The sequence below is a fragment of the Enterobacter sp. HK-058-C-ECC genome, assembly GCF_047531125.1.
Classification (GTDB): Bacteria; Pseudomonadota; Gammaproteobacteria; order Enterobacterales; family Enterobacteriaceae; genus Enterobacter; species Enterobacter quasiroggenkampii.
Genome location: NZ_JBLKCH010000003.1, coordinates 266,654 through 291,103 on the forward strand (window position 1 = coordinate 266,654; position 24,450 = coordinate 291,103).

Genomic DNA, 24,450 nt, shown 5'->3' on the forward strand with positions numbered 1-24,450 from the left:
GGGCTCGTTTTGACACGGAGTGTAAGATGTCCCGTAATTTTTCTCTTGCGGTCGCCTTTTTGACGACAGCGCTCTCAGGCCACGCCCTGGCCGACGGTATCACCAGTTTCTCTCAGGCCAAAGCGGCCGGTGTTAAGGTCAACGCCGACGTGCCGGGCGATTTCTACTGCGGCTGTAAAATTAACTGGCAGGGTAAAAAAGGGGTCGTTGACCTTGAGTCCTGCGGCTACAAGGTGCGTAAAAACGAAAACCGCGCCAGCCGTATTGAATGGGAACATGTCGTTCCGGCATGGCAGTTTGGCCACCAGCGCCAGTGCTGGCAGGATGGCGGACGTAAAAACTGTGCCAAAGACCCGGTTTACCGCCAGATGGAAAGCGATATGCATAACCTGCAGCCCGCCGTAGGTGAAGTGAACGGCGACCGGGGTAACTTCATGTACAGCCAGTGGAACGGTGGCGAAGGCCAGTACGGCCAGTGCGGTATGAAGATTGATTTTAAAGAGAAAGTCGCCGAGCCCCCTGCCCGCGCGCGCGGCAGCATTGCCCGCACCTATTTCTATATGCGTGACCGTTACGATCTCAACCTTTCCCGCCAGCAGACGCAGCTGTTCAACGCCTGGGACAAGCAGTACCCGGTGACGGAGTGGGAATGCCAGCGCGACGAACGTATCGCCAGAGTCCAGGGGAATCACAACCCTTACGTCCAGCGGGCTTGCCAGGCGCAAAAGAGCTAACCTACACTAGCGGCAATTCGCTTACATCGTATGAGACACGGAATTTCTGACTATGCGCATTCCCCGCATTTACCATCCTGAACTGATTACCGCAGGCCGCGAAATCGCCCTGTCTGATGACGCCGCCAACCACGTTGGCCGCGTGCTGCGCATGGGCGCCGGTCAGGCAATACAGCTGTTCGACGGCTCGAACCAGGTTTTCGACGCCGAAATTACGCGGGCAGATAAAAAAAGCGTACACGTGAACGTCCTGCGCGGTGAAGTGGATGACCGGGAATCACCGCTGCACATCCATCTGGGCCAGGTGATGTCGCGCGGCGAGAAAATGGAGTTCACGATCCAGAAATCCATTGAACTGGGTGTAAGCCTCATTACGCCACTTTTTTCTGAGCGCTGTGGCGTTAAACTGGATGCGGAACGTCTGAACAAAAAGATCCAGCAGTGGCAGAAAATTGCCATCGCGGCTTGCGAACAGAGTGGTCGCAACCGGATTCCTGAGATCCGCCCGGCGATGGACCTGGAGGAGTGGTGTGCAGAAGAGGACAGTGGGCTGAAGCTCAATCTTCATCCGCGCGCCAGCGCCAGCATCAATACGCTGCCGCTGCCCGTTGAGCGCGTTCGCCTGCTGATTGGCCCCGAAGGTGGCCTGTCGGCGGACGAAATTGCGATGACGGCACGTTACCAGTTTACTGATATTCTGTTGGGACCACGCGTTCTGCGCACTGAGACAACGGCACTCACGGCCATTACCGCGCTACAGGTACGGTTTGGCGATCTGGGTTGACGCATTATTGGAGAGAAAGATGATCAAGCTCGGCATCGTGATGGACCCCATCGCAAACATCAACATCAAGAAAGATTCCAGCTTCGCTATGCTGCTGGAAGCGCAGCGTCGCGGCTATGAACTCCACTATATGGAGATGAACGATCTTTACCTGATCAATGGTGAAGCCCGCGCCCGCACCCGCATCGTTAACGTCGAGCAGAACTACGACAAATGGTATGAGTTCGGCACCGAGCAGGACATTGCGCTGGCCGATCTCAACGTCATTCTGATGCGTAAAGATCCGCCGTTCGACACCGAGTACATCTACTGCACCTATATTCTCGAACGTGCAGAAGAGAAAGGCACGCTGATCGTCAACAAGCCGCAGAGTCTGCGCGACTGTAACGAGAAGCTCTATACCGCCTGGTTCTCTGACCTGACGCCGGAAACCCTGGTGACCCGCAACAAAGCCCAGTTGAAAGCATTCTGGCAGAAGCACGGCGACATCATCATGAAGCCGCTGGACGGCATGGGCGGCGCGTCGATTTTCCGCGTGAAGGAAAGCGATCCGAACATTGGCGTGATTGCCGAAACGCTGACCGAACTGGGCACGCGTTACTGCATGGCGCAGAACTATATTCCGGCGATCAAAGACGGCGACAAACGCGTTCTGGTGGTGGATGGCGAACCGGTCCCTTACTGCCTGGCGCGTATCCCGCAGGGTGGCGAAACCCGTGGTAACCTGGCGGCCGGTGGCCGTGGTGAGCCGCGTCCGTTGACCGAAAGCGACTGGGAAATTGCCCGCCGCGTTGGCCCTACGCTGAAAGCCAAAGGCCTGATCTTCGTCGGACTGGATATCATCGGCGATCGTCTGACCGAAGTGAACGTCACCAGCCCGACCTGCATTCGTGAAATTGAGGCGGAATTCCCTGTCTCAATCACCGGCATGCTGATGGACGCTATCGAAAAACGTTTACAAAAATAACCTAACAATACTATTAGTGACAGCGCCTGAGTTTGTCCCCATACTGGGCGCTGTCGCTTTTTAAACCAGGAAACAGTACCTCTGACAATGAATTTACAGCATCACTTTCTTATTGCCATGCCTGCTCTCCAGGACCCGATTTTTCGCCGCGCCGTGGTTTATATTTGTGAATACAATGAAGACGGCGCGATGGGCATTATCATTAATAAACCGCTGGAAAATCTTCAGGTTGAAGGGATTCTGGACAAGCTGAAAATCCCGGCTGAAGCGCGACTGCCGGAAATCCGGCTTGATAAGCCCGTGATGCTGGGTGGACCTCTCGCAGAAGATCGCGGTTTTATCCTGCATACGCCGCCAGTATTCTCTTCCAGCATTCGCATCTCCGACAACACCGTTATCACGACCTCGCGTGACGTGCTCGAAACGCTGGGCACCGCAGAGCAGCCTTCTGAAGTGCTGGTGGCGCTGGGCTATTCGTCGTGGGAGAAAGGCCAGCTTGAGCAGGAGATCCTCGATAACGCCTGGCTCACCGCGCCTGCGGACATGAATATCCTGTTTAAAACGCCGATAGCCGATCGCTGGCGCGACGCGGCGAAACTGATTGGTATTGATATTCTGACCATGCCTGGCGTAGCGGGGCACGCCTGATGAGCGGAACGCTTCTGGCCTTCGATTTTGGTACCAAAAGCATCGGCGTCGCCGTGGGGCAGCGCATCACCGGTACCGCGCGCCCGCTTACGGCCCTGAAAGCCAACGACGGTACGCCGGACTGGAACCTCATTGAGCGCCTGCTCAAGGAGTGGCAGCCGGATGACGTGATTGTCGGGCTGCCGCTGAACATGGACGGTACCGAACAGCCGCTGACCGCCCGGGCGCGTAAGTTTGCCAATAAAATCCATGGCCGCTTTGGCGTCTCCGTGAAGCTGCACGACGAGCGTCTGAGCACCGTCGAAGCGCGCGCGGGTCTGTTTGAGCACGGCGGCTTCCGGGCGCTGAACAAAGGCAGCGTGGACTCCGCTTCTGCCGTCATCATCCTCGAAAGCTATTTCGAGCAGGGCTTTTAAGCACAGGGGCCTACAGCCGCCCCTGCGCCCGTCTCTCCGCCAGACTCTGGTCAAAGTTCTGCATGCCTGCCTGCTGACCGGTTTGAATGATGCCGGGAAGTTGCCACGTTTTCCCTTCACGTATCAGATTCGCCGCCGCGGCGGTATTCACCAGCAGTTCATACAGCGCGACGCGCCCGCCCTGAAGATCGGGAAGCAGTTTCTGCGCCAGCACCGCCCGCAGGCTGCCGGCCAGCTGGTTACGCACCGGATCTTTCTCCTGCGCCGGGAACGTATCGACCAGCCGCTCGATCGCCTGCGATGCCCCGCGCGTATGCAGGGTCGCCAGCACCAGATGCCCGGTCTCTGCTGCCGTCAGCGCCAGGCGGATCGTTTCGCTGTCGCGCAGCTCCCCGAGCAGAATCACGTCAGGATCCTGGCGTAAGGCGCTGCGCAGCGCGTCGGCAAATGACGGGCTGTGCTGACCAATCTCCCGCTGCTTGATCAGGCAACGCTCGCTCTGGTAGATAAATTCCACCGGATCTTCGAGCGTGAGGATATGGCCGTCAGTATGGTGGTTGAGAAAATCGACCATCGCCGCCAGCGTCGTGGATTTACCGCTGCCGGTCGCCCCCGTCACCAGAATCAACCCGGACTCATTGGCTAACAGTTCCGGGATGACCCTCGGCGCTCCCAGTGAAGCGAGCTGCGGACAGATACGCGGCAACAGCCGTAGCGTTACAGAGACACCGCGCATCTGCTTAAAGGCACTGCCGCGCAGGCGCTGGCCTCCCGCCACCGTCGCGGCAAAATCCACCTGCCCGCTGGCCCACCATATCCCCTGCTGCTCATCGTTGAGCCACGCTTTTAACAACGCCCCGACATCGGGAGGAGGAAACGGTGCCGGTTCAAGGCGGCCTGTTCTGCGCCAGCGGGGTGGCGAATCACTGCACAGGTGTAGATCGGAGACGTTATGCTTTACACTAAGGGCCACAATTTCTTCCACATCCATAGACTACTCCTCGGAAAATGAACGACATTGCGCATAACCTGGCACAGGTCCGGGACAAAATCTCAGCCGCCGCAGCGCGTTGCGGCCGGGCTTCAGAAGAAATTACGCTGCTTGCAGTCAGTAAAACCAAGCCTGCGAGCGCCATCGCAGAAGCCATTGACGCAGGCCAACGGGCGTTTGGTGAAAACTACGTGCAGGAAGGCGTGGATAAAATTCGCTACTTCCAGGAACAGGGGAAGACGGATCTGCAGTGGCACTTTATTGGCCCACTGCAGTCGAACAAAAGCCGTCTGGTGGCAGAGCACTTCGACTGGTGTCACACCATTGATCGCCTGCGTATTGCGACGCGTCTGAACGACCAGCGTCCGGCAGAGATGCCAGCGCTTAACGTGCTGATTCAGGTCAACATCAGTGACGAAAACAGCAAGTCCGGCATTGCGCTGAGCGAGCTGGATGCGCTGGCAGCCGAAGTGGCCGAACTGCCGCGCTTAACTCTGCGTGGTTTGATGGCAATCCCGGCGCCTGAGTCAAGTTATGAAAGGCAGTTTGCCGTGGCACAGCAAATGGCTGTAGCATTTGAGGCGCTTAAAGCGCGCTATCACACGGTAGACACGCTTTCTCTGGGCATGTCGGATGATATGGAAGCCGCCATTGCGGCAGGCAGCACGATGGTGCGCATCGGCACGGCAATTTTCGGTGCGCGCGACTACTCAAAATAATAAGGAAACCTGAGGAACGCCATGAAGACGTTGACTTTCCTGCTCTCAACGGTCATTGAGCTGTACACGATGGCGCTTTTGCTGCGCGTCTGGATGCAGTGGGCCCGCTGTGATTTTTACAATCCGTTCTCGCAGTTTGTCGTGAAAATCACGCAACCTGTTGTCGGACCGCTGCGCCGTATTATCCCGGCCATGGGTCCCATCGACAGCTCGTCTCTGCTGGTGGCGTTTATTCTGAGCGTTATCAAAGCGATCGTGCTGTTTATGGTCATCACCTTCCAGCCGATTATCTGGATTGCCGCCGTTCTGATTCTGATCAAAACCATCGGCCTGCTGATTTTCTGGGTGCTGCTGGTTATGGCGATCATGAGCTGGGTGAGCCAGGGCCGTAGCCCGGTAGAATATGCCTTGATTCAGCTGGCCGAGCCGCTGCTGCGTCCAATCCGTAACCTGCTTCCGTCTATGGGCGGCATCGATTTTTCGCCGATGATCCTGGTTCTGCTGCTCTATGTGATCAACATGGGGATCGCTGAACTGCTGCAGTCCACGGGCGATATGCTGCTGCCGGGGCTGTGGATGGCGCTATGAGTGCAGTAAGCACCTGCGCTGACGGGCTGGTTTTACGGCTGTATATTCAGCCGAAAGCCAGCCGTGACAATATTGTTGGGCTGCATGGCGACGAGTTAAAAGTTGCCATCACTGCCCCGCCGGTTGACGGCCAGGCGAACGCGCATCTGACCAAATATCTGGCAAAACAGTTTCGCGTCGCCAAAAGCCAGGTCATCATTGAAAAAGGCGAACTGGGGCGACATAAACAGGTAAAAATCCTTAATCCGCAATCTATCCCGACGGAAGTCGCGGCTCTGACAGAACAGGACTAAACCATGCAGAAAGTTGTTCTCGCGACCGGCAACGCCGGTAAAGTGCGCGAGCTGGCCTCGCTATTAAATGATTTTGGTCTGGACGTGGTCGCCCAGACCGATCTTGACGTGGATTCCGCCGAAGAGACGGGGCTGACGTTTATCGAAAACGCGATCCTCAAAGCACGCCATGCCGCGCAGATTACGGGGCTGCCCGCGATTGCCGACGACTCCGGCCTGGCCGTAGACGCCCTTGGCGGCGCGCCGGGGATCTACTCCGCGCGCTATTCCGGCGTTGACGCTACCGACCAGCAGAATCTGGAAAAGCTGCTTGTCGCCCTGAAAGACGTCCCGGACGAGCAGCGCACCGCGCAGTTCCACTGCGTGCTGGTCTATCTGCGTCACGCGGAGGACCCGACGCCGATCGTCTGCCACGGCAGCTGGCCGGGCGTGATTACCTGTGAAGCGGCTGGCAACGGCGGCTTTGGTTATGACCCGATTTTCTTTGTCCCTTCCGAGGGCAAAACCGCTGCGGAACTGACCCGCGAAGAGAAAAGCGCGATATCCCACCGTGGACGCGCGCTGAAACTGTTACTGGAAGCACTGCGTAATGGCTAATTTGCCACCTCTGAGTCTTTATATTCACATCCCGTGGTGCGTGCAGAAATGCCCGTACTGCGATTTCAACTCGCACGCGCTGAAGGGCGAAGTGCCGCACGATGACTACGTTGCGCATCTGCTGGCCGACCTGGACGCCGATGTACCTTACGCACAGGGACGTGAAGTTAAGACCATTTTCATTGGTGGCGGTACGCCGAGCCTGCTGTCAGGCCCGGCGATGCAAACGCTGCTGGACGGCGTGCGTGCGCGCCTGAACCTGGCAGCGGATGCTGAAATTACGATGGAAGCCAACCCCGGCACCGTTGAGGCCGACCGTTTTGTCGACTATCAGCGCGCGGGCGTTAACCGCATCTCCATCGGCGTGCAGAGCTTTAGCGAGCCGAAACTGAAGCGCCTGGGGCGTATTCACGGCCCGGAAGAGGCGAAGCGTGCGGCAAACCTGGCGACCGGGCTTAATCTTCGCAGCTTTAACCTCGATTTGATGCACGGCCTGCCGGATCAGTCGCTGGAAGAGGCGCTGGACGATTTGCGCCAGGCCATTGCGCTGAATCCCCCGCACCTTTCGTGGTACCAGCTCACCATCGAGCCCAACACCCTGTTTGGCTCGCGCCCGCCGGTGCTGCCGGATGACGACGCGCTGTGGGATATCTTCGAGCAGGGTCACAGGCTTTTAACCGCTGCGGGCTATCAGCAGTACGAAACGTCGGCGTATGCGAAGCCGGGCTACCAGTGTCAGCACAACCTGAACTACTGGCGCTTTGGCGACTATCTCGGGATTGGCTGCGGCGCGCACGGTAAGGTGACTTTCCCGGATGGGCGCATTCTGCGCACCGCCAAAACCCGTCACCCGCGCGGGTATATGGAAGGCCGCTACCTGGAGCGTCAGCACGACGTCGAGGCGGCGGATAAACCGTTTGAATTCTTTATGAACCGCTTCCGCCTGCTGGAAGCCGCGCCGCGCGCGGAGTTTGCGCTGTACACCGGGCTGCCGGAATCGGTGATTCGCCCGCAGATCGACGAGGCGCTGGCCCAGGGATATCTTAAGGAATGTGATGATTACTGGCAGATCACCGAGCACGGCAAACTGTTCCTGAACTCCCTTCTTGAGCTGTTCCTCGCCGAAGATTCCTGAAGGCTGATTCAGGATTTTGCATCCCGCTCTGCCGGCTGAGGGAAAGGCTGGCAGAGTGTGGGGATGGAAAAATCAAAACAACTCCGCAAACAAATGACGCCCGAAGAATTGCACCTCTGGTATTTGCTCAGAGGTCGTCGTTTCTTTGGGTATAAGTTTCGCCGTCAGATGCCGATTGGGCCGTATATCGTCGATTTTGCCTGCTTTAAGGCGAAGCTGATTATCGAGCTGGACGGTGGTCAGCATCAGAACAAAGATAAGTATGACTCACGTCGAACCGAGTTTATGAATGCGAACGGATGGGAAGTCGTACGGTTCTGGAATAATGAATTCAGAGCTAATGAGGAGGTGGTGTTGATGGCTATTCTGCAACGACTGCAATGCCTGATGCCCTCACCCTAACCCTCTCCCACAGGGAGAGGGAACGATTACACCCTCTCCCATGGGGAGAGGGCCGGGGTGAGGGGCCCAGTGCGCAGAGACCTTATTTCAGCGTCCCCACCAGCGCCTTCCGGCTGTCTTCCAGCGACACCACGCGTTTACACACGTCTTTGCCGAACTGCTGGAAATCATCTTCCTGGTTTTTCCACTCGTTCTGAATGGAGGTTTGCAGGCCGCCCAGACTGCCCAGCACGCCCTGCAGCGGGTTACCGCCGCCTTTCAGCACCGCTTTGGCACCCATCTCGTTGATGCTGTCCTGCAGGATGCCGCCCATCGCCTGGTTCACCAGCTGCTGCCCGTCGGCACGGACCTGATCAATCGCCTTGTAGTGGAACGTCAGGCCGTCGGAGCGCGTCTCGATAATCCGGTTCATCTGTTCTTTAAGCTGCTTGTCCAGCTTCGTCAGGCGGGTGCGCATGTTGCTGCTCTCCCCCACCTCTTTAGTGATGATCTTATCTAGCGCCACGCGGCTCTTTTCGACGCGCGTCAGGGCACCTTCATTAATCCACGGCAGCGCGGTACGCAATTCGGACTGGTAGTCTTTCGCCTGCTCGCGCTGTGCGGCAGTCAGGTTGTACTGCTTGCCGTTATAGGTGACGTTCCCTTCTGGCGTAATCACCAGATTACCGTTCTCGCCTTTGACCTGCACGGTTTGCGGGCTTAACACCACGTCATCACGCGGGGTGACGCTACATTGATAATCCGCATGGGCGGTGAATCCGGTTGCCATTAAAGCAACTGCCAGCAACGTTTTGCGCATCTTAAACACTCCCTCAGACAAAACGGGCCAGCTAATGCTGGCCCCTTACTGCTTAATTAGTCCCACCAAACGTCGAAAAGTTCGCTGACGCGGACATCTTCGAGCTTGTGGTCTTCAAGCCATTTACGGACCAGAGCCTGATGTTCTTCGGTGCATTTACCCACTTCCTGGGTGCAGATCAGACCTTCCCAGGCCAGATAGCCGCTACCGTCGAAGGCCAGTTTGTTTGGCTCGATCACCTCGTTGATGAACGCATCCACGTCCTGATCGATCTGCTCAACGCTGGTGCCTTCCGGGAAACGCCACGCAACGGAGAAGCCCACTTCCTGGAATTCTTCGATGTGCATCTTTTTACGCAGACGACGGCTACGATTCTTTGCCATTATTTCACCCTCTCGAACATTAAGTCCCATACACCGTGACCAAGACGATGGCCACGCTGTTCAAATTTCGTTACCGGACGCGATTCCGGACGCGGTACATAGTCGTTGCTCGCAGACTGGTTTTTGTAACCGTCCAGCGACGACATCACTTCCAGCATATGTTCCGCATACGGTTCCCAGTCGGTCGCCATATGGAAGACACCGCCCAGCTTCAGCTTGCTTTTAACCAGCTCGGCAAACGGCGCCTGAACGATACGGCGTTTATTATGACGCGCTTTGTGCCACGGGTCAGGGAAAAAGAGCTGAACCATGGTTAAAGAATTGTCAGGAATCATTTTGTGCAGCACTTCCACCGCGTCGTGACACATCACGCGCAGGTTCTCAACGCCCTCTTCATGGGCCGTTGCCAGACACGCACCAACGCCCGGGGAGTGGACTTCGATACCGAGGAAGTTCTGCTCCGGGCGCGCTTTCGCCATGGTCACCAGCGAGGCGCCCATACCGAAGCCAATTTCCAGCGTGATCGGTGCGTCGCGGCCAAACAGCTCGGCAAAATCCAGAGGCTGCTCGCTGAACTCAACGCCCATCACCGGCCAGTAGTTGTCCAGCGCGTGTTGCTGACCTTTTGTCAGGCGGCCCTGACGACGGACAAAGCTGCGAATACGGCGCAGCGGGCGACCGTTTTCATCAAATTCCGGTGAAATGACGTCGTTTTTCATAAAAGAGTTGTCTGCTTGTGAGAATGTTCGGGAAACGGGCATTATCCAAAGTTAAGGCTTCTATGCAAGCATGGGAAAGATCCGGTTTACAGCAGATTGACGCTGTGCTGCAATCTGCGTCCCTGATTATGCGAATCGATGACCATGCAAGCCTCTCAATTTTCAGCCCAGGTGCTGGACTGGTACGACAAATACGGGCGCAAAACCCTGCCCTGGCAAATTGAAAAAACGCCTTACAAAGTATGGCTCTCCGAGGTGATGTTGCAACAAACGCAGGTCGCCACGGTAATCCCTTACTTCGAGCGTTTTATGGCGCGCTTCCCGACAGTGACCGACCTGGCCAACGCCCCGCTGGACGAGGTGCTGCACCTGTGGACCGGTCTTGGCTATTACGCCCGCGCGCGTAATCTTCACAAAGCCGCTCAGCAGGTTGCGACGCGCCACAACGGGAAATTCCCGGAAACCTTCGACGAGGTGGCCGATCTCCCCGGCGTCGGACGCTCAACCGCAGGCGCTATTCTCTCTCTGTCTTTAGGCAAGCATTTCCCGATCCTCGACGGCAACGTAAAGCGCGTGCTGGCACGCTGCTATGCCGTTGACGGCTGGCCGGGGAAGAAGGACGTTGAAAAACGCCTGTGGGAAATCAGTGAAGCGGTCACTCCGGCGAAAGGGGTGGAGCGTTTTAACCAGGCGATGATGGATCTTGGCGCGATGGTCTGCACGCGCTCAAAACCCAAATGCGAGCTCTGCCCGGTGAATAATCTCTGCGTGGCGTATGCCAACCATTCCTGGGCGCAGTATCCAGGCAAGAAACCCAAACAGACGCTGCCGGAGCGCACCGGCTATATGCTGCTGATGCAGCACGGTGACGAGGTCTTCCTGGCCCAGCGTCCGCCGAGCGGTCTGTGGGGTGGTCTATACTGCTTCCCACAGTTTGAAGATGAAGACTTGCTGCGTGAATGGCTTAAACAGCGTGGGATTGCTGCCGATAACCTGACGCAGCTGACCGCGTTTCGCCACACCTTCAGCCATTTCCATCTGGATATTGTGCCGATGTGGCTTCCCGTGTCCTCCTTCGCCTCGTGCATGGATGAAGGCACCGCTCTCTGGTATAACTTAGCGCAACCGCCATCAGTCGGGCTGGCGGCTCCCGTGGAGCGCCTGTTACAGCAATTACGTGCCGGTGCAATGGTTTAGCATCGGTCAAAAAAGAGGAATGAGTATGGCCAGAACGATTTTTTGTACTTTCCTGCAGCGTGACGCTGAAGGCCAGGATTTCCAGCTTTATCCGGGCGAGCTGGGTAAACGCATCTACAATGAAATCTCCAAAGAAGCCTGGGGACAGTGGCAGAAAAAGCAGACCATGCTGATCAACGAGAAGAAACTCAGCATGATGAACCCGGAACACCGCAAGCTGCTGGAGCAGGAGATGGTGAGCTTCCTGTTCGAAGGTAAAGACGTGCACATCGAAGGCTATACGCCACCGGAAAAATAATATCGAGCGGCTGTTGCCGGGTGGCGCTACGCTTACCCGGCCTACAAAACCGTAGGCCCGTGCAAGCATAGCGCCGCCGGGCAACAGCAACGACCAGGCAAACACAACACGCACTCCCGGAATGATGAAAAAACTTTTAGCGCTAGCCCTTGTTGCGCCGTTGCTGGTCTCGTGTTCGTCAAAAAAAGGCGATGATTACAACGAGGCCTGGATCAAGGACACCAACGGTTTTGACATTTTGATGGGGCAGTTTGCCCATAACATCGAGAATATATGGGGATTTAACGAAGTTCTTATTGCCGGACCTAAGGACTACGTTAAGTACACCGACGCCTATCTGACCCGTAGCCACATCAACTTTGATGAGGGGACGATCAAGATTGAGACCATTGCAGGCACGGACCCTGCGGCTCGACTCCGTCAGGCGATTATTAAAACCCTGCTGATGGGTGACGATCCGGGCTCTATCGATCTTTACTCCGATGCCGACGATATCACCATCTCGAAAGAGCCGTTCCTGTACGGTCAGGTTGTCGATCAGACCGGTCAGCCGATCCGTTGGGAAGGTCGCGCCACGAAATTTGCCGACTACCTGCTGCAGACGCGCCTGAAGAGCCGCTCTAACGGTCTGAAGATTATCTACAGCGTCACCATCAACCTCGTCCCGAACCACCTCGACAAGCGTGCGCATAAGTATCTGGGCATGGTGCGTCAGGCCTCGCGTAAGTACGGCGTGGATGAGTCGCTGATCCTGGCGATTATGCAGACCGAATCCTCGTTTAACCCGTATGCGGTAAGCCGTTCCGACGCCCTGGGGCTGATGCAGGTGGTGCAGCACAGCGCCGGTAAAGACGTCTTCCGCGCGCAGGGGAAATCCGGCACGCCGAGCCGCAGCTATCTGTTCGACCCGCAGAGCAACATTGATACCGGCACCGCCTATCTGGCGATGCTGAATAATGTGTATCTCGGCGGTATCGATAACCCAACGTCGCGTCGCTATGCGGTGATCACCGCCTATAACGGCGGCGCGGGCAGCGTGCTGCGCGTCTTCTCGAATGACAAAGTGCAGGCCGCGAACATCATCAACAGCATGGCGCCGGGGGATGTTTACTCCACCCTCACCACCCGCCACCCGTCTGCGGAATCCCGCCGGTACCTGTATAAGGTGAATACGGCGCAGAAAAACTATCGTCGTCGCTAATCAACACACCTTCTCCTGCAAGGAGAAGGTGTTCTGCTTCCCCCCACCCATACGAAAATGTTATTTGCATCACAATCCAAACTGCAAATTAATGTGGATTGCATTTTTTTGCGGGAGGTAACAAAACATATCGTTGCCAACTGATAGAATTGCATCAAATAACAACCCTGAATGTTCCTATAACAACATATCTCCCGCTCACTTGTGAGGAAAGTAACATGAACCTTAAGCTGCAGCTTAAAATATTGTCGTTTCTGCAGTTCTGCCTGTGGGGTAGCTGGCTGACTACACTCGGCTCCTATATGTTTGTGACGCTCAAGTTCGATGGTGCGTCAATCGGTGCCGTATACAGCTCGCTCGGTATTGCGGCGGTCTTCATGCCGACGCTGCTGGGGATCGTGGCGGATAAATGGCTAAGCGCCAAATGGCTGTACATGCTTTGCCATCTGGTGGGCGCGGGGACGCTGTTTATGGCAGCCCAGGTGACCACGCCGGGGGCGATGTTCATGGTGATTCTGCTCAACTCGCTGGCCTATATGCCAACGCTTGGGCTGATCAACACCATCTCCTACTACCGCCTGAAGTCCGCGGATATGGATATCGTGACCGATTTCCCGCCAATCCGTATCTGGGGCACCATAGGCTTTATCATGGCGATGTGGGGCGTGAGCTTCGCGGGCTTCGAACTGAGCCATATGCAGCTCTATATCGGTGCGGCGCTCTCCGTGCTGCTGGCGATCTTCACCCTGACGCTGCCAACCATTCCGGTGTCTAACCAGCAGAAAAACCAGAGCTGGAGCACCATGCTCGGCCTGGATGCCTTCGCGCTGTTCAAAAACAAACGCATGGCGATCTTCTTTATCTTCTCCATGCTGCTGGGCGCGGAGCTGCAGATCACCAACATGTTCGGCAACACCTTCCTGCACAGCTTTGATAACAATCCGCTGTTCTCCGGCAGCTTTATCGTTGAACATGCGTCGGTGATGATGTCCATCTCTCAGATCTCTGAGACGCTGTTCATCCTGACCATCCCGTTCTTCCTGAGCCGCTACGGCATCAAGAACGTCATGCTGATCAGTATCGCGGCGTGGATGTTGCGCTTCGGTCTGTTCGCCTACGGCGACCCAAGCCCGTTCGGTACCGTGCTGCTGGTGCTGTCGATGATTGTTTACGGCTGCGCCTTCGACTTCTTCAACATCTCCGGTTCGGTGTTTGTGGAAAAAGAAGTGAAGCCTGAAATCCGCGCCAGCGCGCAGGGTATGTTCCTGATGATGACCAACGGCTTCGGCTGTATTCTGGGCGGCGTGGTGAGCGGTAAAGTGGTTGAGATGTACACCACCAACGGCATCACCAACTGGCAGCCGGTGTGGCTGATCTTCGCGGCGTACTCGCTGGTGCTGTTCTTCGCGTTCATCGCGCTGTTCAAGTACAAGCACGTGCGTGAACCGCACGGTGCGCAGCCGATCGCGCATTGATTGTTGTGCCCGGTGGCGCTAACGCTTACCGGGCCTACAAAACCAGACCGTAGGCCGGGTAAGGCGAAGCCGCCACCCGGCTATTTTATTGCAGACAGCACCCACCCCACCGACAGTAAATCCGCGCTGCCGCCCGGGCTCAGGTTCCGTTCAATCAGTGCGTTATCCATTCTGATCAACACCTCGCGATCCCAGCCGTTAGCCAGCAGTTCCCGCGCGTAGCTCTGAACATAGCGCAACCCTTCCATGCCGCCGCGAGATACCAGATTGCTGTCCTGATTGACGGCCATCAGGCGTAACAGCAGGCCGTGAAGTGAATGTCCATTCCACTGCGCCAGCGCCTTACGCACCGTCGCAAAGCCGCTCTCCGCCTCACCGCGCGCGCCGGTTAAGCCGTACTGCTGGAACTGTCGCTCGCCCGCCGTCGCCTGTCCGCTGCGTGCGGCCAGCTCCCGCGACACCAGCCCGCGGCAGATGTTACTCACCTCACAGCAGAGGCTCTCTGCGGAGATATTTTTCACACGCCCGGCGGCGAAGCACAGTAAACCCAGGGCAAAAATCCCGCCTTTGTTGGTGTTCACCCCGTTCGTCGCGGCATACATGGCCTGCTCGCAGGCCAGCCCCATAGGGCGGAGAAGCCGTAGCTGTTCGCCAGCGGGTTTATCCGCATGCGCGCAGCCCAGCTCGGCAAAGCGCGAAAACCACGGTGTAATCGCCGCGATGCTGCGGACAAACAGCGCGTGGTCCATATCGCGATGGGAACCGTTGTTGAGCCTGTCCACCAGCCCCGGCTTGGGCGTCAGCTCCAGCTCCTGCCACAGCGCCGCTTCGGCAAGCGCGGGCACGTCAACCGGGCGCGGTTTAGTCGCGAGCAAACCAGTCATCGATCGTCTTCTCCACGCGGGAAACCACCTGCTCAACGGGGTGGTTGCGCGAACGGGAACAGGCGTGGGCGGGCGCGTCGCAGATCAGGCAGCGCCTGAGATTCGCCCCCAGCGACTGACGCCCGACGTGGCCGTGTTGAGGGCAAATCACGTCCAGATCCCACAGCCTGCCGAGCGGGTGCGTCTGCTCCAGATCCGCACAGTGCGCTTTGATTTCCACCGCCGGATGGGCCACGCACCAGAGGGCTTCAGGTCCGGTCGGGAGCCACAGCACCTGACGGTCCAGCACCTGCCAGCGGTTTTCCCACAGCAGCTGGTCGCACATCTGCAGCGCCACGCCCATGGTATTGCGGTAGCGCAGGCTGTCCTTGATTTCACCTGGCGTGACCAGCGTGAGGGAAATCACCGGTTGTTGATAGTGCTCAAGCATGTCAGCCTGGCGCTTTGCGCGGCGCTCTTTCGCCGCCAGCAGTTCGTCAAGGCTGACACCCGCCCGCACGGGTGTCGCTAAAGTCATACTTCCTCCTTCACCTGTCGCACGGTGTCGATCACGCTGCCGTCGCGGTAACGGATCACCCCGACGATTTTGTCGGTAAACTCAATCGGTTTCGGGACGCCGGTCAGGGAGATCGCTCGCTCGTACAGCGCGTTGATATCTACAACCTTCAGCCCGGCTTCCAGCAGCCGCTCGCGGATTTCCGGGCGCGCCGGGTGGACCGCGATGCCGTGATCGGTAACCAGCACGTCGATGCTTTCGCCCGGCGTGAGGCGCGTGGTAACCCGCTTCACGACAGTCGGAATGCGGCTGCGCAGCAGAGGGGCAACGACGATGGTCAGGTTCGCCGCGGCGGCCACGTCGCAGTGCCCGCCGGACGCGCCGCGCATCACGCCGTCGGATCCGGTGATGACGTTGACGTTGAACTCGACGTCGATTTCCAGCGCGCTGAGGATCACCACGTCGAGCTGATCGCAGCTTGCCGCCTTGCTGCCGGGGTTGGCGTAAACGTTGGTGGAAATCTCCACGTGATTCGGGTTGCGCGCCAGCGAGGCCGCCGCCTGACCGTCAAAGCACTGGGTATCGAGCAGCTTTTCGATGAGCCCCTTCTCGTGCAGATCCACCAGGCTGCCGGTGATGCCGCCGAGCGCAAAGCGCGCCTTCACGCCGCTGCGCTCCATCTTCTCTTCCATAAAGCGGGTGCAGGCCGTAGCCGCCGCGCCGGAGCCGGTCTGCATTGAGAAGCCCGGCTTGAAGTAGCCGGAATGCTCGATCACGTCCGCCGCATAGCGGGCGATCATCAGCTCGCGCGGGTTGCTGGTGACGCGCGCCGCGCCGACGCTGATTTTCGCCGGGTCGCCCACGCTCTCGACCTGAACGATGTAGTCCACCTGGTCCTGCACCAGGCTGGCGGGCATATTAGGAAATGGCACCAGTTCTTCAGTCAGCAGCACCACCTTGTGGGCAAAGTGCGCGTCCACCATGGCGTAGCCCAGGGAGCCGCAGCACGATTTGCCGTGCGTGCCGTTGGCGTTGCCAAACTCATCGCTGCACGGCACGCCGAGAAATGCCACGTCGATATTCAGCTCGCCGTCCTGGAGCAGCTTCACGCGCCCGCCATGGGAGTGAATTTGCACCGGCTCGTCCATCAGCCCGTGGGAGATGGCGTCCGCCAGCCTGCCGCGCATGCCGGAGGTGTAAATCCGGGTGATGACGCCGCTTTCGATATGCTCAATCAGCGCGTCGTTGCAGGTCATCAGCGAGCTGGAGGCCAGCGTCAGGTTTTTGAAGCCCATTCGCGCCAGCAGCGCCACGACGGTGTTGATCACCCGGTCGCCTTCGCGAAACGCATGGTGGAAGGAGATGGTCATCCCGTCCCGCAGGCCGCAGCGCTTAACCGCCTCTTCAACAGAGGCGCAGAGCTTGCGGCTGTGCTTCGCATCGCTGTCCGCCAGCCACGGCGTGGTGCTGTGGGCGGTATCAAAGGGTTTTAAGTCCCGCAGATGGGGAAAATTCACATGAAGAAGTTCAGTCTGATTCATTGTCTTATCCTTACCGACGCACGCCGGAAGCCGCCGCGCGCTCCAGCACCACCTGCGCGTGGTTAATAATCGGTGCATCCACCATTTTGCCGTTAAGCGACACCACGCCCAGGCCGTTACGCTCGCCCTCTTCTGCCGCCTCAATCACCCTTCTGGCGTGATCCACCTCTTCCTGCGTCGGGGCGTAGGCGTTGTGCAGCAGGTCAATCTGGCGCGGGTTAATCAGCGATTTGCCGTTGAAGCCCATCTTGCGGATCAAATCGACCTCGCGCAGGAACCCGGCCTCGTCGTTAACGTCTGACCACACCACGTCGAAGGCGTCGATACCCGCCGCGCGGGCGGCGTGCAGCACGGCGCAGCGGGCGTAGAACAGCTCGGTGCCGTCGCCGCGCTCGGTCTGCATGTCCATCACGTAGTCAAAGGCGGCCAGCGCAATGCCGATGAGGCGCGGAGAGCTGCGGGCAATCGCCACGGCGTTGATGACGCCAATGGCCGACTCAATCGCCGCCATCACGCGGGTGGAACCGATCTCGCGGCCGCACGCCTGCTCGATGCGCTCGAGGTGACCCTCCAGCTCATAGATGTCGTCCGGGGTATCGGTTTTCGGCAGACGAATCACATCCACGCCTGCCCGCACGGCGGCTTCCAGATCAAGCAGGCCAAACGGCGTGCTCAGCGGGTTAATGCGCACCACGGTTTCGATATCCTGATACATCGGATGCTGCAGCGCGTGGAACACTAGCATGCGCGCGGTATCCTTCTCGCGCAGGGCAACGGCATCCTCCAGGTCAAACATGATGGAGTCGGGACGGTAGATAAAGGCGGTGGAGAGCATGGCGGCGTTGGCGCCCGGCAGGAACAGCATGCTGCGGCGGAGTTTGCTCATTTCAGCGCCCCCCAGTTGATGGTCTGTTCATCGGCGGCACGCATCAGCGCGCTTTGCAGACGGGCGCGAATCACACAGTCCAGCGCCCCTTTGTCTTCAATAATGATTAATCCCTGGTGCACGTTCATGGCGCGCAATGTGTCGTTGACCACCTGGCGAATCTGCTCGCCAAACTGCTTAATCACTTCGCTGTGGATGACGATCTCCAGCTCGCCGTGAGCGGGCGCGATTTTCACCATCAGGTCGCTGGACTCCTGCGTTCCGGCCAGCGCCTCCCTTACAATTTTCATGATAAATTCCTGGTAGTTAAGCGACTTCCGCACTCGCACGGTAATGCGTTTCGAGATGCGCGAAGGTGGAGTCCGGGACAATCTCCCGGATCCGGGAAAACTGCTGTGTCTTCAGTAATCGGCGCACTTCGGACGCCGATATGGCGTTGCCGGTGGCCTTGATGCGCGGCATTTCCACCACCTCGATATGCGAGGCCAGCAGGTCGTGCAGCGTCTGGTTGTACTGGCGGGTGATATCGCAGAACGGCTCCGAACCGATGAAGCGGTGCGTAATGCCGAGCGCCGGGGCGATAAAGTCCCGGAAGATCAGCACGTCAATCTCGCTCCACGCCTGCTGCACTTTGCCGGTCTCCTTCAGGAAGTAGGCCGGAAACGTGGCGCGAGAGATGATGTACTGCGAGCCTTCATGCACCACCACGTTCGGCAGATGCGCCACGCCCGCGCGCACCATCTCGAGCCGCGCGCTGAACGGGAAGAACGAGGCGTCTTCACGCACCACGAACAGGTGCAGGGCGTCGCACTGCGCCGCCGCCTGCTCCACCAGATGGCGGTGGCCGAGGGTGAACGGATTGGCGTTCATCACGATGGCGCCAATCTTCTCCCCGCACTTGCGGTTCGCGCGCAGAGAACGGCAGTAGCGCGCGATCCCCTGCGGGGTGTTCTCCATCAGCACGGCGTTGTTCCCGCTCTGGGCAATCGGCCAGAAGCCGCTGCGGGCAAAACGCTCCCGGTTGCACGGACGGGTGCAGAGGAAGAGGTGAAAATGGCCGCGCTCCAGCGCCGCATGTTCCACCTCTGCCAGCAGCCGCGCGCTGAGGTTCTCGCCGCGAAGCTGCTCGTTAACCGCCACGCACTTGATGACGTTGGCGGCAAGCCCTGCGCAACCCACCAGCTGCGAGCCGGACCAGGCTTCGACGAACAGCGTGATGTCGTTGTCCAGGCCAAGGCCGCTGTCTGCCAGCAGATAACGGATCTGACTTAAGCGTTCCGGGTGTTTCGCCACCAGCGTGTGGCAAAAATCGATGGGTTGCGAGTGCATGCTGCCGCCTTACTTAATGTGCTGCCGCAAGCCCGACGGCTGGCGCTTCCACAATCACGTTGCTCAGATGACCGATATGCTCGATCTCCACCTCAATGCGATCGCCCTCTTTCATAAACAGCGGCGGGTTACGCTTTTTACCCACCCCGCCAGGGGATCCGGTGATGATCACATCGCCAGGACTTAAGCGGGTGAAGGTGCTGATGTACTCGATCAGCTCCGCAACCTTGTGGATCATGCTGCTGGTGTTGTCTTCCTGCACCATGCGGCCGTTCAGCCAGGTGCGAATCGCCAGTTGGTGCGGATCGGGGATCTCATCCGCCGTCGCCATCCACGGACCAAACGCGCCGGTCTGACGCCAGTTTTTACCAGCGGTGAACCAGGTGTGCTGCCAGTCGCGGGCGGAGCCGTCCATGTAGCAGCTGTAGCCCGCCACGTGGCGCAGGGCGTCGTCGCGGCTGATGTTCTCCCCGCCTTTACCGATGATCACCGCCAGTTCGCCTTCGTAGTCGAATTCGCTGGAGTGGCGCGGCTTCAGCACCGGCTCGTTGTGGCCGGTCTGTGAATCCGGGAAGCGGACAAACAGCGTCGGGGCCGGGTTGTGCTGGTCAAACTCCTTGCGCTTGTCGGCGTAGTTCATGCCCACACAGAGGATTTTTTCCGGCTGCTCAATCACCGGTAAGAAGGTGATGGCGCTCATCGGCACGTCCACGGCATCGTTCAGGTAGCGGGTGGCCTGCGCCAGCCCGTTGCCCTGCAGCAACGCCTTGAGGTCGCTGTAGCGGTCGCCCAGACGGCGGCCTAAATCAATCACGCCGTCGGCCTGCACGATGCCGTAGCTGCGTTTTCCCTGGTATAAAAAGCTTGCGAGTTTCATTGTTCTTTCCTGAAAACTTAAACGAGGAAGTTGCCCAGAATCAGCAGAGAGATGGAGACGTTAATCGCCCCGCCGATACGGGTAGCAATCTGGGCGAACGGCATCAGGCTCATGCGGTTGCCTGCGGTCAGGATCGCCACGTCGCCGGTACCGCCCTGGCCGCTCTGGCAGCAGGAGACGATGGCGACATCAATCGGGTGCATGCCAATCTTTTTGCCGACGAAGAACCCGGTCGCCACCAGCGCGGAGACGGTGCTGATAATCACCAGCAGGTTGGTCAGCGTGAAGGCGGCCACCAGTTCATGCCATGGGGTGATGGCTACGCCAACGGCAAAGAGAATCGGGTAGGTCACAGAGGTCTGGAAGAATTTGTACACCACCTGAGAGCCTTCCAGCAGGCGCGGAGAGGCGCCGTTGCAGAGCTTCACCAGCACCGCCATAAACAGCATGCCGACCGGCGCAGGCAGGCCAATCAGCTTGTGGCCGAGCATGCCCAGCATGTAGAGCAGCACCGCCAGCAGCGCGCCGGAGGCGATCGTGGTCACGTCCGCTTTGCCGGAGAATGCAGGCTGAGAGACGGTGGCATCGGCATTGGCGCGGTTAGGCATCAGCTGGCCTTCACCGGTCAGATGCGGGTAGCGTTTACCAAGCTGGTTCAGGCAGCCGGAGATGATGATCGCCGTCAGACCGCCGAGCATGACCATCGGCAGCACGCGACCGAGCGCCACGCCCTGGTCCATATGCAGCAGGGTGGCATAGCCGATGGAAAGCGGGATCGCCCCTTCCCCAACGCCGCCCGCCATGATTGGCAGGATGATAAAGAAGAAGATCTGGAATGGCTCAAGACCCAGCGCCAGGCCGACGCCCATCCCCACCAGCATGCCGACGATTTCGCCGCACAGCATCGGGAAGAAGATGCGCAGGAAGCCCTGAATCAGCACCGTGCGGTTCATGCTCATGATGCTGCCGACAATAATGCAGCAGATATAGAGGTAGAGGATGTTGGTGGATTTGTAGAACTTGGTGGTGGACTCGACCACCACGTCCGGCAGCAGGCCATAATAGACCAGCGCGGAAGGGATAAAGGTGGCGCAAATCGCCGCCGCGCCGAGCTTGCCGACAATCGGCAGGCGTTTACCAAACTCACCGCAGGCAAAGCCGAAGAAGGCCAGCGTCGCCACCATCACCACGATATCGCTCGGCAGTTTTCCGCCCAGGCAATCAATGGCGATCAGCGCGCCCGCCAGAACGAACAGCGGCAGAGGAATAATCCCGATTTTCCAGGTATCCATAATATGCCACCAGCGCTCTTTAAGCGAAGGCCGCTGAATTTCAATCGGGTCGTGGGTAACAGAGAAAGAATCGTCAGTTGTGCTCATAATAAGCCCCTTGGTTATTTTGTGCGTTCAGCTTAGAGTCACAAAGGCTTACTTTATGTGAGGAATGACATATTAAAAGCGAAGTTTTAATGGCAGCTATGGTTTTAATGGTTTCTTTTATTTAATGTGATTTATGCCTTATTTATTGTCGTGGTTTTTATGGTTTCTTTTCTGAATTGAACAAACAAATAACATTTATTCGTGCAGCCAGAGGCCACCCGTCTTTGGGATGATGCTTTTACAACGCCCGCTGTGCAAGGGATCACAAGTTTTCGGCAAAGCGGGCGCCCGCGTGAAAAAAGATGATATATTGGCGATCTTTGTCGCTACCTTGCGTGATAGTTATGAAAGTCTCTTTCCAGATCAAGCTGTTTATTTCGCTGGTTGCCTTTTTCTCAGTGCTTTTTGCGTTACTGGGCGGATATTATTATGCCGATGTCGGGAAACAGCTTTATCAGGAAATGAGCACGCGCGCCAAAATACAGGCTGAAGAGATTGCGCTTATTCCAACATTGCGACATGAAGTTGAACAGAAGAATATCATCGCCATCCATGATTTTATGCAGAAGATTTCTGCGCACAGTGACGCCAGCTTTATTGTGATTGGCGATAATAAGGGCCAGCATCTTTTTCACTCCGTCTTCGCCGACAGAGTGGGCACCACGCTGGTAGGCGGCGACAACGACGCCGTATTGCAGGGTAAAAGCACCACCACCATCCGCAAAGGCGGGTTGGGCATTTCGCTGCGCAGTAAGGCCCCCATTTTCAACGCTGCCGGACAGGTGGTCGGCATTGTTTCGGTCGGCTATCTCACCAGCTACCTGGACACCATTACCGTCAGTAAAGTGGTCAATATCCTGATTGCCGCCGTGCTGCTGCTGATTGCTCTCTTTATCTTCTCCTGGTTCTTTACCCGCAGTATTAAGAAGCAGATCTTCTCCCTTGAGCCGCGCGAGATCGGCCTGCTGGTGCGCCAGCAGAAGGCGCTGATGGAGTCTATTTATGAAGGGGTGATTGCCATTGACGATCAAAGGCGGATTGAGGTGATCAACCAGGCGGCCCGCAAGCTGCTGGGGCTGAGCCAGCCGGCCCGTGAGCTGCGCGGGCAGCTGATAAGCCAGGTGATCGATCCGGTCCCGTTCTTCGACACGCAGACGATGCTGGCGAAAGATACCCATGATGAGATTTGCCGTTTTAACGATCTGACGGTGATTGCCAGCCGGGTCCACATCATGCTTGAGGGATCGCTACAGGGCTGGGTGATCACCTTCCGCGATCGCAACGAGATCGACTCGCTGAGCGCCCAGCTCAGCCAGGTCAAACGCTATGTCGATAACCTCCGCATCATGCGTCATGAGCAGCTAAACCGGATGACCACCCTCTCCGGCCTGCTGCACATGGGCCGCTATGAGGAGGCGATTGGCTACATTCAGGCGCAGTCTGAACACGCCCAGGAGCTGCTGGACTTTATCTCTTCGCGCTTTAGCTCCCCGACCCTGTGCGGCCTGCTGCTGGGCAAGGCCGCCCGCGCGCGGGAGAAAGGCGTCGAACTGAGTTTCGACCCGGCTTGTCGTCTGGACAGACCGTTCCTGCCGCTGGGGGAGCAAGAGCTGATTTCGATTATTGGCAACCTGCTGGATAACGCCATCGAAGCGACACAGCGGTCGCCGCTTCCCCACGCGCCGGTGGAGGTGCTGATAAAGCTCAGCGAACAGGAGCTGATCATTGAAGTGGCCGACCAGGGCGTGGGCATCAAGCCGGAGATCCGTGACCGGATCTTTGAACGCGGCATCACCACCAAAACACGCGGCGATCATGGGATTGGTCTGTATCTGATCGAAAGCTATGTCACACAGGCTGGCGGCGCGATAGAAGTTGCCGATAATACGCCGCGCGGCGCCATTTTCTCCCTGTTTATCCCGGCCACGGGAACCGCCCGGCAACTGGAAGACACCGACTATGCAACATGAACTTATCGACGTACTGATTGTTGAAGACGAGAACGAACTGGCGCAACTGCACGCGGAGCTGATAGGCAAACATCCGCGTCTGAGGCTGGTGGGCATTGCCTCGTCGCTGGCTGCGGCCCAGGCAGAGCTTGCAAACAAACAGCCGCAGCTGGTGCTGCTGGATAACTATCTGCCGGACGGCAAAGGGATCTCGCTGATCAATAACCCCATGCTGGCCCGCGCCAACTGCTCGGTGATTTTTATCACTGCCGCCAGCGATATGGACACCTGCAGCCAGGCGATCCGCAACGGCGCGTTCGACTACATCCTCAAGCCCGTCTCCTGGAAGCGGCTTAGCCAGTCGCTGGAGCGCTTCGTGCAGTTTGCCGAACAGCAGAGGGTCTGGAAGATTGTCGACCAGCAGAACGTGGATTCGCTGTATCAGCTTCAGGCGAAAAACTACCGCCAGGACAACGGCAGCAAGGGCATTGAGGAAAACACGCTGGCGCGGGTGCAGTCGCTGTTCAACGACAAAGCCACGCACTGCTTTACTGTGGATGAGGTGGTAAGCGAGACGGGATTAAGTAAAACCACTACCCGTCGCTATCTGGAACACTGCGTGGAGACGGGCTTTCTCAGCGTGGAGATGCTGTACGGCAAGATTGGGCATCCGAGGAGGATGTACCGCCGCGCAGAAGCCTGAAGCTGTATTGTAGGCCCGGTAAGCTTGCGCCACCGGGCAAGTCGCCGGGTGGCGCTGACG

29 protein-coding genes are annotated in these 24,450 nt (G+C 57.9%); 17 read left to right on the forward strand and 12 right to left on the reverse strand.

From position 1 onward, the window contains the following. The first annotated feature begins 26 nt into the window (after positions 1–26). The 5 genes from endA to ruvX all read left to right on the forward strand — a co-directional run bounded on the left by endA (position 27) and on the right by ruvX (position 3,549). Positions 27–734 carry a deoxyribonuclease I gene (endA, locus tag ACMWJS_RS09350; protein ID WP_325818875.1) on the forward strand — a complete coding sequence of 236 codons (708 nt, stop codon included), beginning with the start codon at positions 27–29 and terminating at the stop codon, positions 732–734. Between the two features lie 52 nt (positions 735–786). Continuing rightward, on the forward strand, positions 787–1,518 hold the full coding sequence (gene rsmE / locus ACMWJS_RS09355) for a 16S rRNA (uracil(1498)-N(3))-methyltransferase (protein ID WP_021242075.1): 732 nt from the start codon (positions 787–789) through the stop codon (positions 1,516–1,518). 19 nt (positions 1,519–1,537) lie between these two features. Further along, positions 1,538–2,485, forward strand: a complete 948-nt coding sequence (gene gshB / locus ACMWJS_RS09360; protein WP_063622415.1) for a glutathione synthase — start codon at positions 1,538–1,540, stop codon at positions 2,483–2,485. A gap of 87 nt (positions 2,486–2,572) precedes the next feature. After that, positions 2,573–3,133: a YqgE/AlgH family protein gene (locus ACMWJS_RS09365; protein ID WP_008499752.1), complete on the forward strand. Its 561-nt coding sequence runs from the start codon at positions 2,573–2,575 to the stop codon at positions 3,131–3,133. Next, positions 3,133–3,549, forward strand: coding sequence for a Holliday junction resolvase RuvX (gene ruvX, locus ACMWJS_RS09370; protein WP_021242076.1), 417 nt, complete (start codon positions 3,133–3,135; stop codon positions 3,547–3,549). The genes ACMWJS_RS09365 and ruvX overlap by 1 nt, the downstream gene beginning before the upstream one ends. A gap of 10 nt (positions 3,550–3,559) precedes the next feature. Here the strand turns inward: ruvX and ACMWJS_RS09375 are convergent, their stop codons facing one another. Continuing rightward, the gene (locus ACMWJS_RS09375) at positions 3,560–4,540 is read right to left on the reverse strand and encodes a type IV pilus twitching motility protein PilT (RefSeq protein ID WP_414746977.1); all 981 of its coding nucleotides are present in this window, start codon (positions 4,538–4,540) and stop codon (positions 3,560–3,562) included. Positions 4,541–4,557: 17 nt separating this feature from the next. Between ACMWJS_RS09375 and ACMWJS_RS09380 the strand changes: the two genes are divergently transcribed. From ACMWJS_RS09380 to ACMWJS_RS09405, 6 genes are all read left to right on the forward strand, one after another. Beyond that, the gene (locus tag ACMWJS_RS09380) at positions 4,558–5,259 is read left to right on the forward strand and encodes a YggS family pyridoxal phosphate-dependent enzyme (protein ID WP_045909932.1); all 702 of its coding nucleotides are present in this window, start codon (positions 4,558–4,560) and stop codon (positions 5,257–5,259) included. Between the two features lie 21 nt (positions 5,260–5,280). Further along, on the forward strand, positions 5,281–5,847 hold the full coding sequence (locus ACMWJS_RS09385; RefSeq protein WP_045909933.1) for a YggT family protein: 567 nt from the start codon (positions 5,281–5,283) through the stop codon (positions 5,845–5,847). Beyond that, on the forward strand, positions 5,844–6,140 hold the full coding sequence (gene yggU, locus ACMWJS_RS09390; protein ID WP_045909934.1) for a DUF167 family protein YggU: 297 nt from the start codon (positions 5,844–5,846) through the stop codon (positions 6,138–6,140). Before ACMWJS_RS09385 ends, yggU begins: the two co-directional genes overlap by 4 nt. Before the next feature lie 3 nt (positions 6,141–6,143). Then, positions 6,144–6,737 carry an XTP/dITP diphosphatase gene (locus ACMWJS_RS09395; RefSeq protein WP_414746978.1) on the forward strand — a complete coding sequence of 198 codons (594 nt, stop codon included), beginning with the start codon at positions 6,144–6,146 and terminating at the stop codon, positions 6,735–6,737. Continuing rightward, positions 6,730–7,872 carry a radical SAM family heme chaperone HemW gene (gene hemW / locus ACMWJS_RS09400; RefSeq protein WP_414746979.1) on the forward strand — a complete coding sequence of 381 codons (1,143 nt, stop codon included), beginning with the start codon at positions 6,730–6,732 and terminating at the stop codon, positions 7,870–7,872. The genes ACMWJS_RS09395 and hemW overlap by 8 nt, the downstream gene beginning before the upstream one ends. Before the next feature lie 63 nt (positions 7,873–7,935). After that, the gene (locus ACMWJS_RS09405) at positions 7,936–8,274 is read left to right on the forward strand and encodes an endonuclease domain-containing protein (protein WP_414746980.1); all 339 of its coding nucleotides are present in this window, start codon (positions 7,936–7,938) and stop codon (positions 8,272–8,274) included. Positions 8,275–8,356: 82 nt separating this feature from the next. Here ACMWJS_RS09405 and ACMWJS_RS09410 read toward each other — a convergent pair whose 3' ends face one another. The 3 genes from ACMWJS_RS09410 to trmB are packed head-to-tail and all read right to left on the reverse strand — an operon-like array spanning position 8,357 to position 10,175. Further along, positions 8,357–9,073 carry a DUF2884 domain-containing protein gene (locus ACMWJS_RS09410; RefSeq protein ID WP_008499762.1) on the reverse strand — a complete coding sequence of 239 codons (717 nt, stop codon included), beginning with the start codon at positions 9,071–9,073 and terminating at the stop codon, positions 8,357–8,359. 56 nt (positions 9,074–9,129) lie between these two features. After that, positions 9,130–9,456 (reverse strand): YggL family protein, encoded by a 327-nt coding sequence (locus ACMWJS_RS09415; RefSeq protein WP_003862421.1) that lies wholly within the window; start codon positions 9,454–9,456, stop codon positions 9,130–9,132. Beyond that, positions 9,456–10,175: a tRNA (guanosine(46)-N7)-methyltransferase TrmB gene (gene trmB / locus ACMWJS_RS09420; RefSeq protein ID WP_048224819.1), complete on the reverse strand. Its 720-nt coding sequence runs from the start codon at positions 10,173–10,175 to the stop codon at positions 9,456–9,458. Before trmB ends, ACMWJS_RS09415 begins: the two co-directional genes overlap by 1 nt. A gap of 144 nt (positions 10,176–10,319) precedes the next feature. On the opposite strand from trmB, the gene mutY reads away from it, so the two are divergent. The 4 genes from mutY to ACMWJS_RS09440 all read left to right on the forward strand — a co-directional run bounded on the left by mutY (position 10,320) and on the right by ACMWJS_RS09440 (position 14,346). Beyond that, entirely contained in the window at positions 10,320–11,372 is a 1,053-nt protein-coding gene (gene mutY / locus ACMWJS_RS09425; RefSeq protein ID WP_172644125.1) for an A/G-specific adenine glycosylase, read from the forward strand. A 25-nt stretch (positions 11,373–11,397) separates the two neighbouring features. Further along, positions 11,398–11,670: an oxidative damage protection protein gene (locus ACMWJS_RS09430; protein ID WP_008499765.1), complete on the forward strand. Its 273-nt coding sequence runs from the start codon at positions 11,398–11,400 to the stop codon at positions 11,668–11,670. A 124-nt stretch (positions 11,671–11,794) separates the two neighbouring features. Next, positions 11,795–12,871 (forward strand): membrane-bound lytic murein transglycosylase MltC, encoded by a 1,077-nt coding sequence (gene mltC / locus ACMWJS_RS09435; RefSeq protein ID WP_414746981.1) that lies wholly within the window; start codon positions 11,795–11,797, stop codon positions 12,869–12,871. 218 nt (positions 12,872–13,089) lie between these two features. Beyond that, a complete protein-coding gene (locus ACMWJS_RS09440) occupies positions 13,090–14,346 on the forward strand; it encodes a nucleoside permease (protein WP_008499767.1) in 1,257 nt (418 codons plus the stop codon). 80 nt (positions 14,347–14,426) lie between these two features. Here the strand turns inward: ACMWJS_RS09440 and citG are convergent, their stop codons facing one another. The 8 genes from citG to ACMWJS_RS09480 are packed head-to-tail and all read right to left on the reverse strand — an operon-like array spanning position 14,427 to position 21,738. Further along, the gene (gene citG, locus ACMWJS_RS09445; protein ID WP_414746982.1) at positions 14,427–15,230 is read right to left on the reverse strand and encodes a triphosphoribosyl-dephospho-CoA synthase CitG; all 804 of its coding nucleotides are present in this window, start codon (positions 15,228–15,230) and stop codon (positions 14,427–14,429) included. After that, on the reverse strand, positions 15,208–15,747 hold the full coding sequence (citX, locus tag ACMWJS_RS09450; protein ID WP_167213563.1) for a citrate lyase holo-[acyl-carrier protein] synthase: 540 nt from the start codon (positions 15,745–15,747) through the stop codon (positions 15,208–15,210). Before citX ends, citG begins: the two co-directional genes overlap by 23 nt. Next, entirely contained in the window at positions 15,744–17,267 is a 1,524-nt protein-coding gene (gene citF, locus ACMWJS_RS09455) for a citrate lyase subunit alpha (RefSeq protein WP_414746983.1), read from the reverse strand. The genes citX and citF overlap by 4 nt, the downstream gene beginning before the upstream one ends. Before the next feature lie 10 nt (positions 17,268–17,277). Further along, positions 17,278–18,153 (reverse strand): citrate (pro-3S)-lyase subunit beta, encoded by an 876-nt coding sequence (gene citE / locus ACMWJS_RS09460; protein ID WP_023344877.1) that lies wholly within the window; start codon positions 18,151–18,153, stop codon positions 17,278–17,280. Continuing rightward, positions 18,150–18,443, reverse strand: coding sequence for a citrate lyase acyl carrier protein (gene citD, locus ACMWJS_RS09465; RefSeq protein ID WP_090418625.1), 294 nt, complete (start codon positions 18,441–18,443; stop codon positions 18,150–18,152). Before citD ends, citE begins: the two co-directional genes overlap by 4 nt. Before the next feature lie 16 nt (positions 18,444–18,459). Beyond that, positions 18,460–19,482, reverse strand: coding sequence for a [citrate (pro-3S)-lyase] ligase (gene citC, locus ACMWJS_RS09470; protein WP_414746984.1), 1,023 nt, complete (start codon positions 19,480–19,482; stop codon positions 18,460–18,462). Between the two features lie 13 nt (positions 19,483–19,495). After that, positions 19,496–20,359 carry a fumarylacetoacetate hydrolase family protein gene (locus tag ACMWJS_RS09475; protein WP_045134818.1) on the reverse strand — a complete coding sequence of 288 codons (864 nt, stop codon included), beginning with the start codon at positions 20,357–20,359 and terminating at the stop codon, positions 19,496–19,498. A 17-nt stretch (positions 20,360–20,376) separates the two neighbouring features. Then, complete coding sequence (locus tag ACMWJS_RS09480; RefSeq protein ID WP_021242090.1) at positions 20,377–21,738, reverse strand: 2-hydroxycarboxylate transporter family protein; 1,362 nt, start codon at positions 21,736–21,738, stop codon at positions 20,377–20,379. Between the two features lie 344 nt (positions 21,739–22,082). Between ACMWJS_RS09480 and ACMWJS_RS09485 the strand changes: the two genes are divergently transcribed. Both ACMWJS_RS09485 and ACMWJS_RS09490 read left to right on the forward strand, forming a co-directional pair. Then, positions 22,083–23,708: a sensor histidine kinase gene (locus ACMWJS_RS09485; RefSeq protein WP_045909943.1), complete on the forward strand. Its 1,626-nt coding sequence runs from the start codon at positions 22,083–22,085 to the stop codon at positions 23,706–23,708. After that, complete coding sequence (locus ACMWJS_RS09490; protein WP_045909944.1) at positions 23,698–24,390, forward strand: response regulator; 693 nt, start codon at positions 23,698–23,700, stop codon at positions 24,388–24,390. The genes ACMWJS_RS09485 and ACMWJS_RS09490 overlap by 11 nt, the downstream gene beginning before the upstream one ends. The last annotated feature ends 60 nt before the right edge of the window (positions 24,391–24,450 follow it).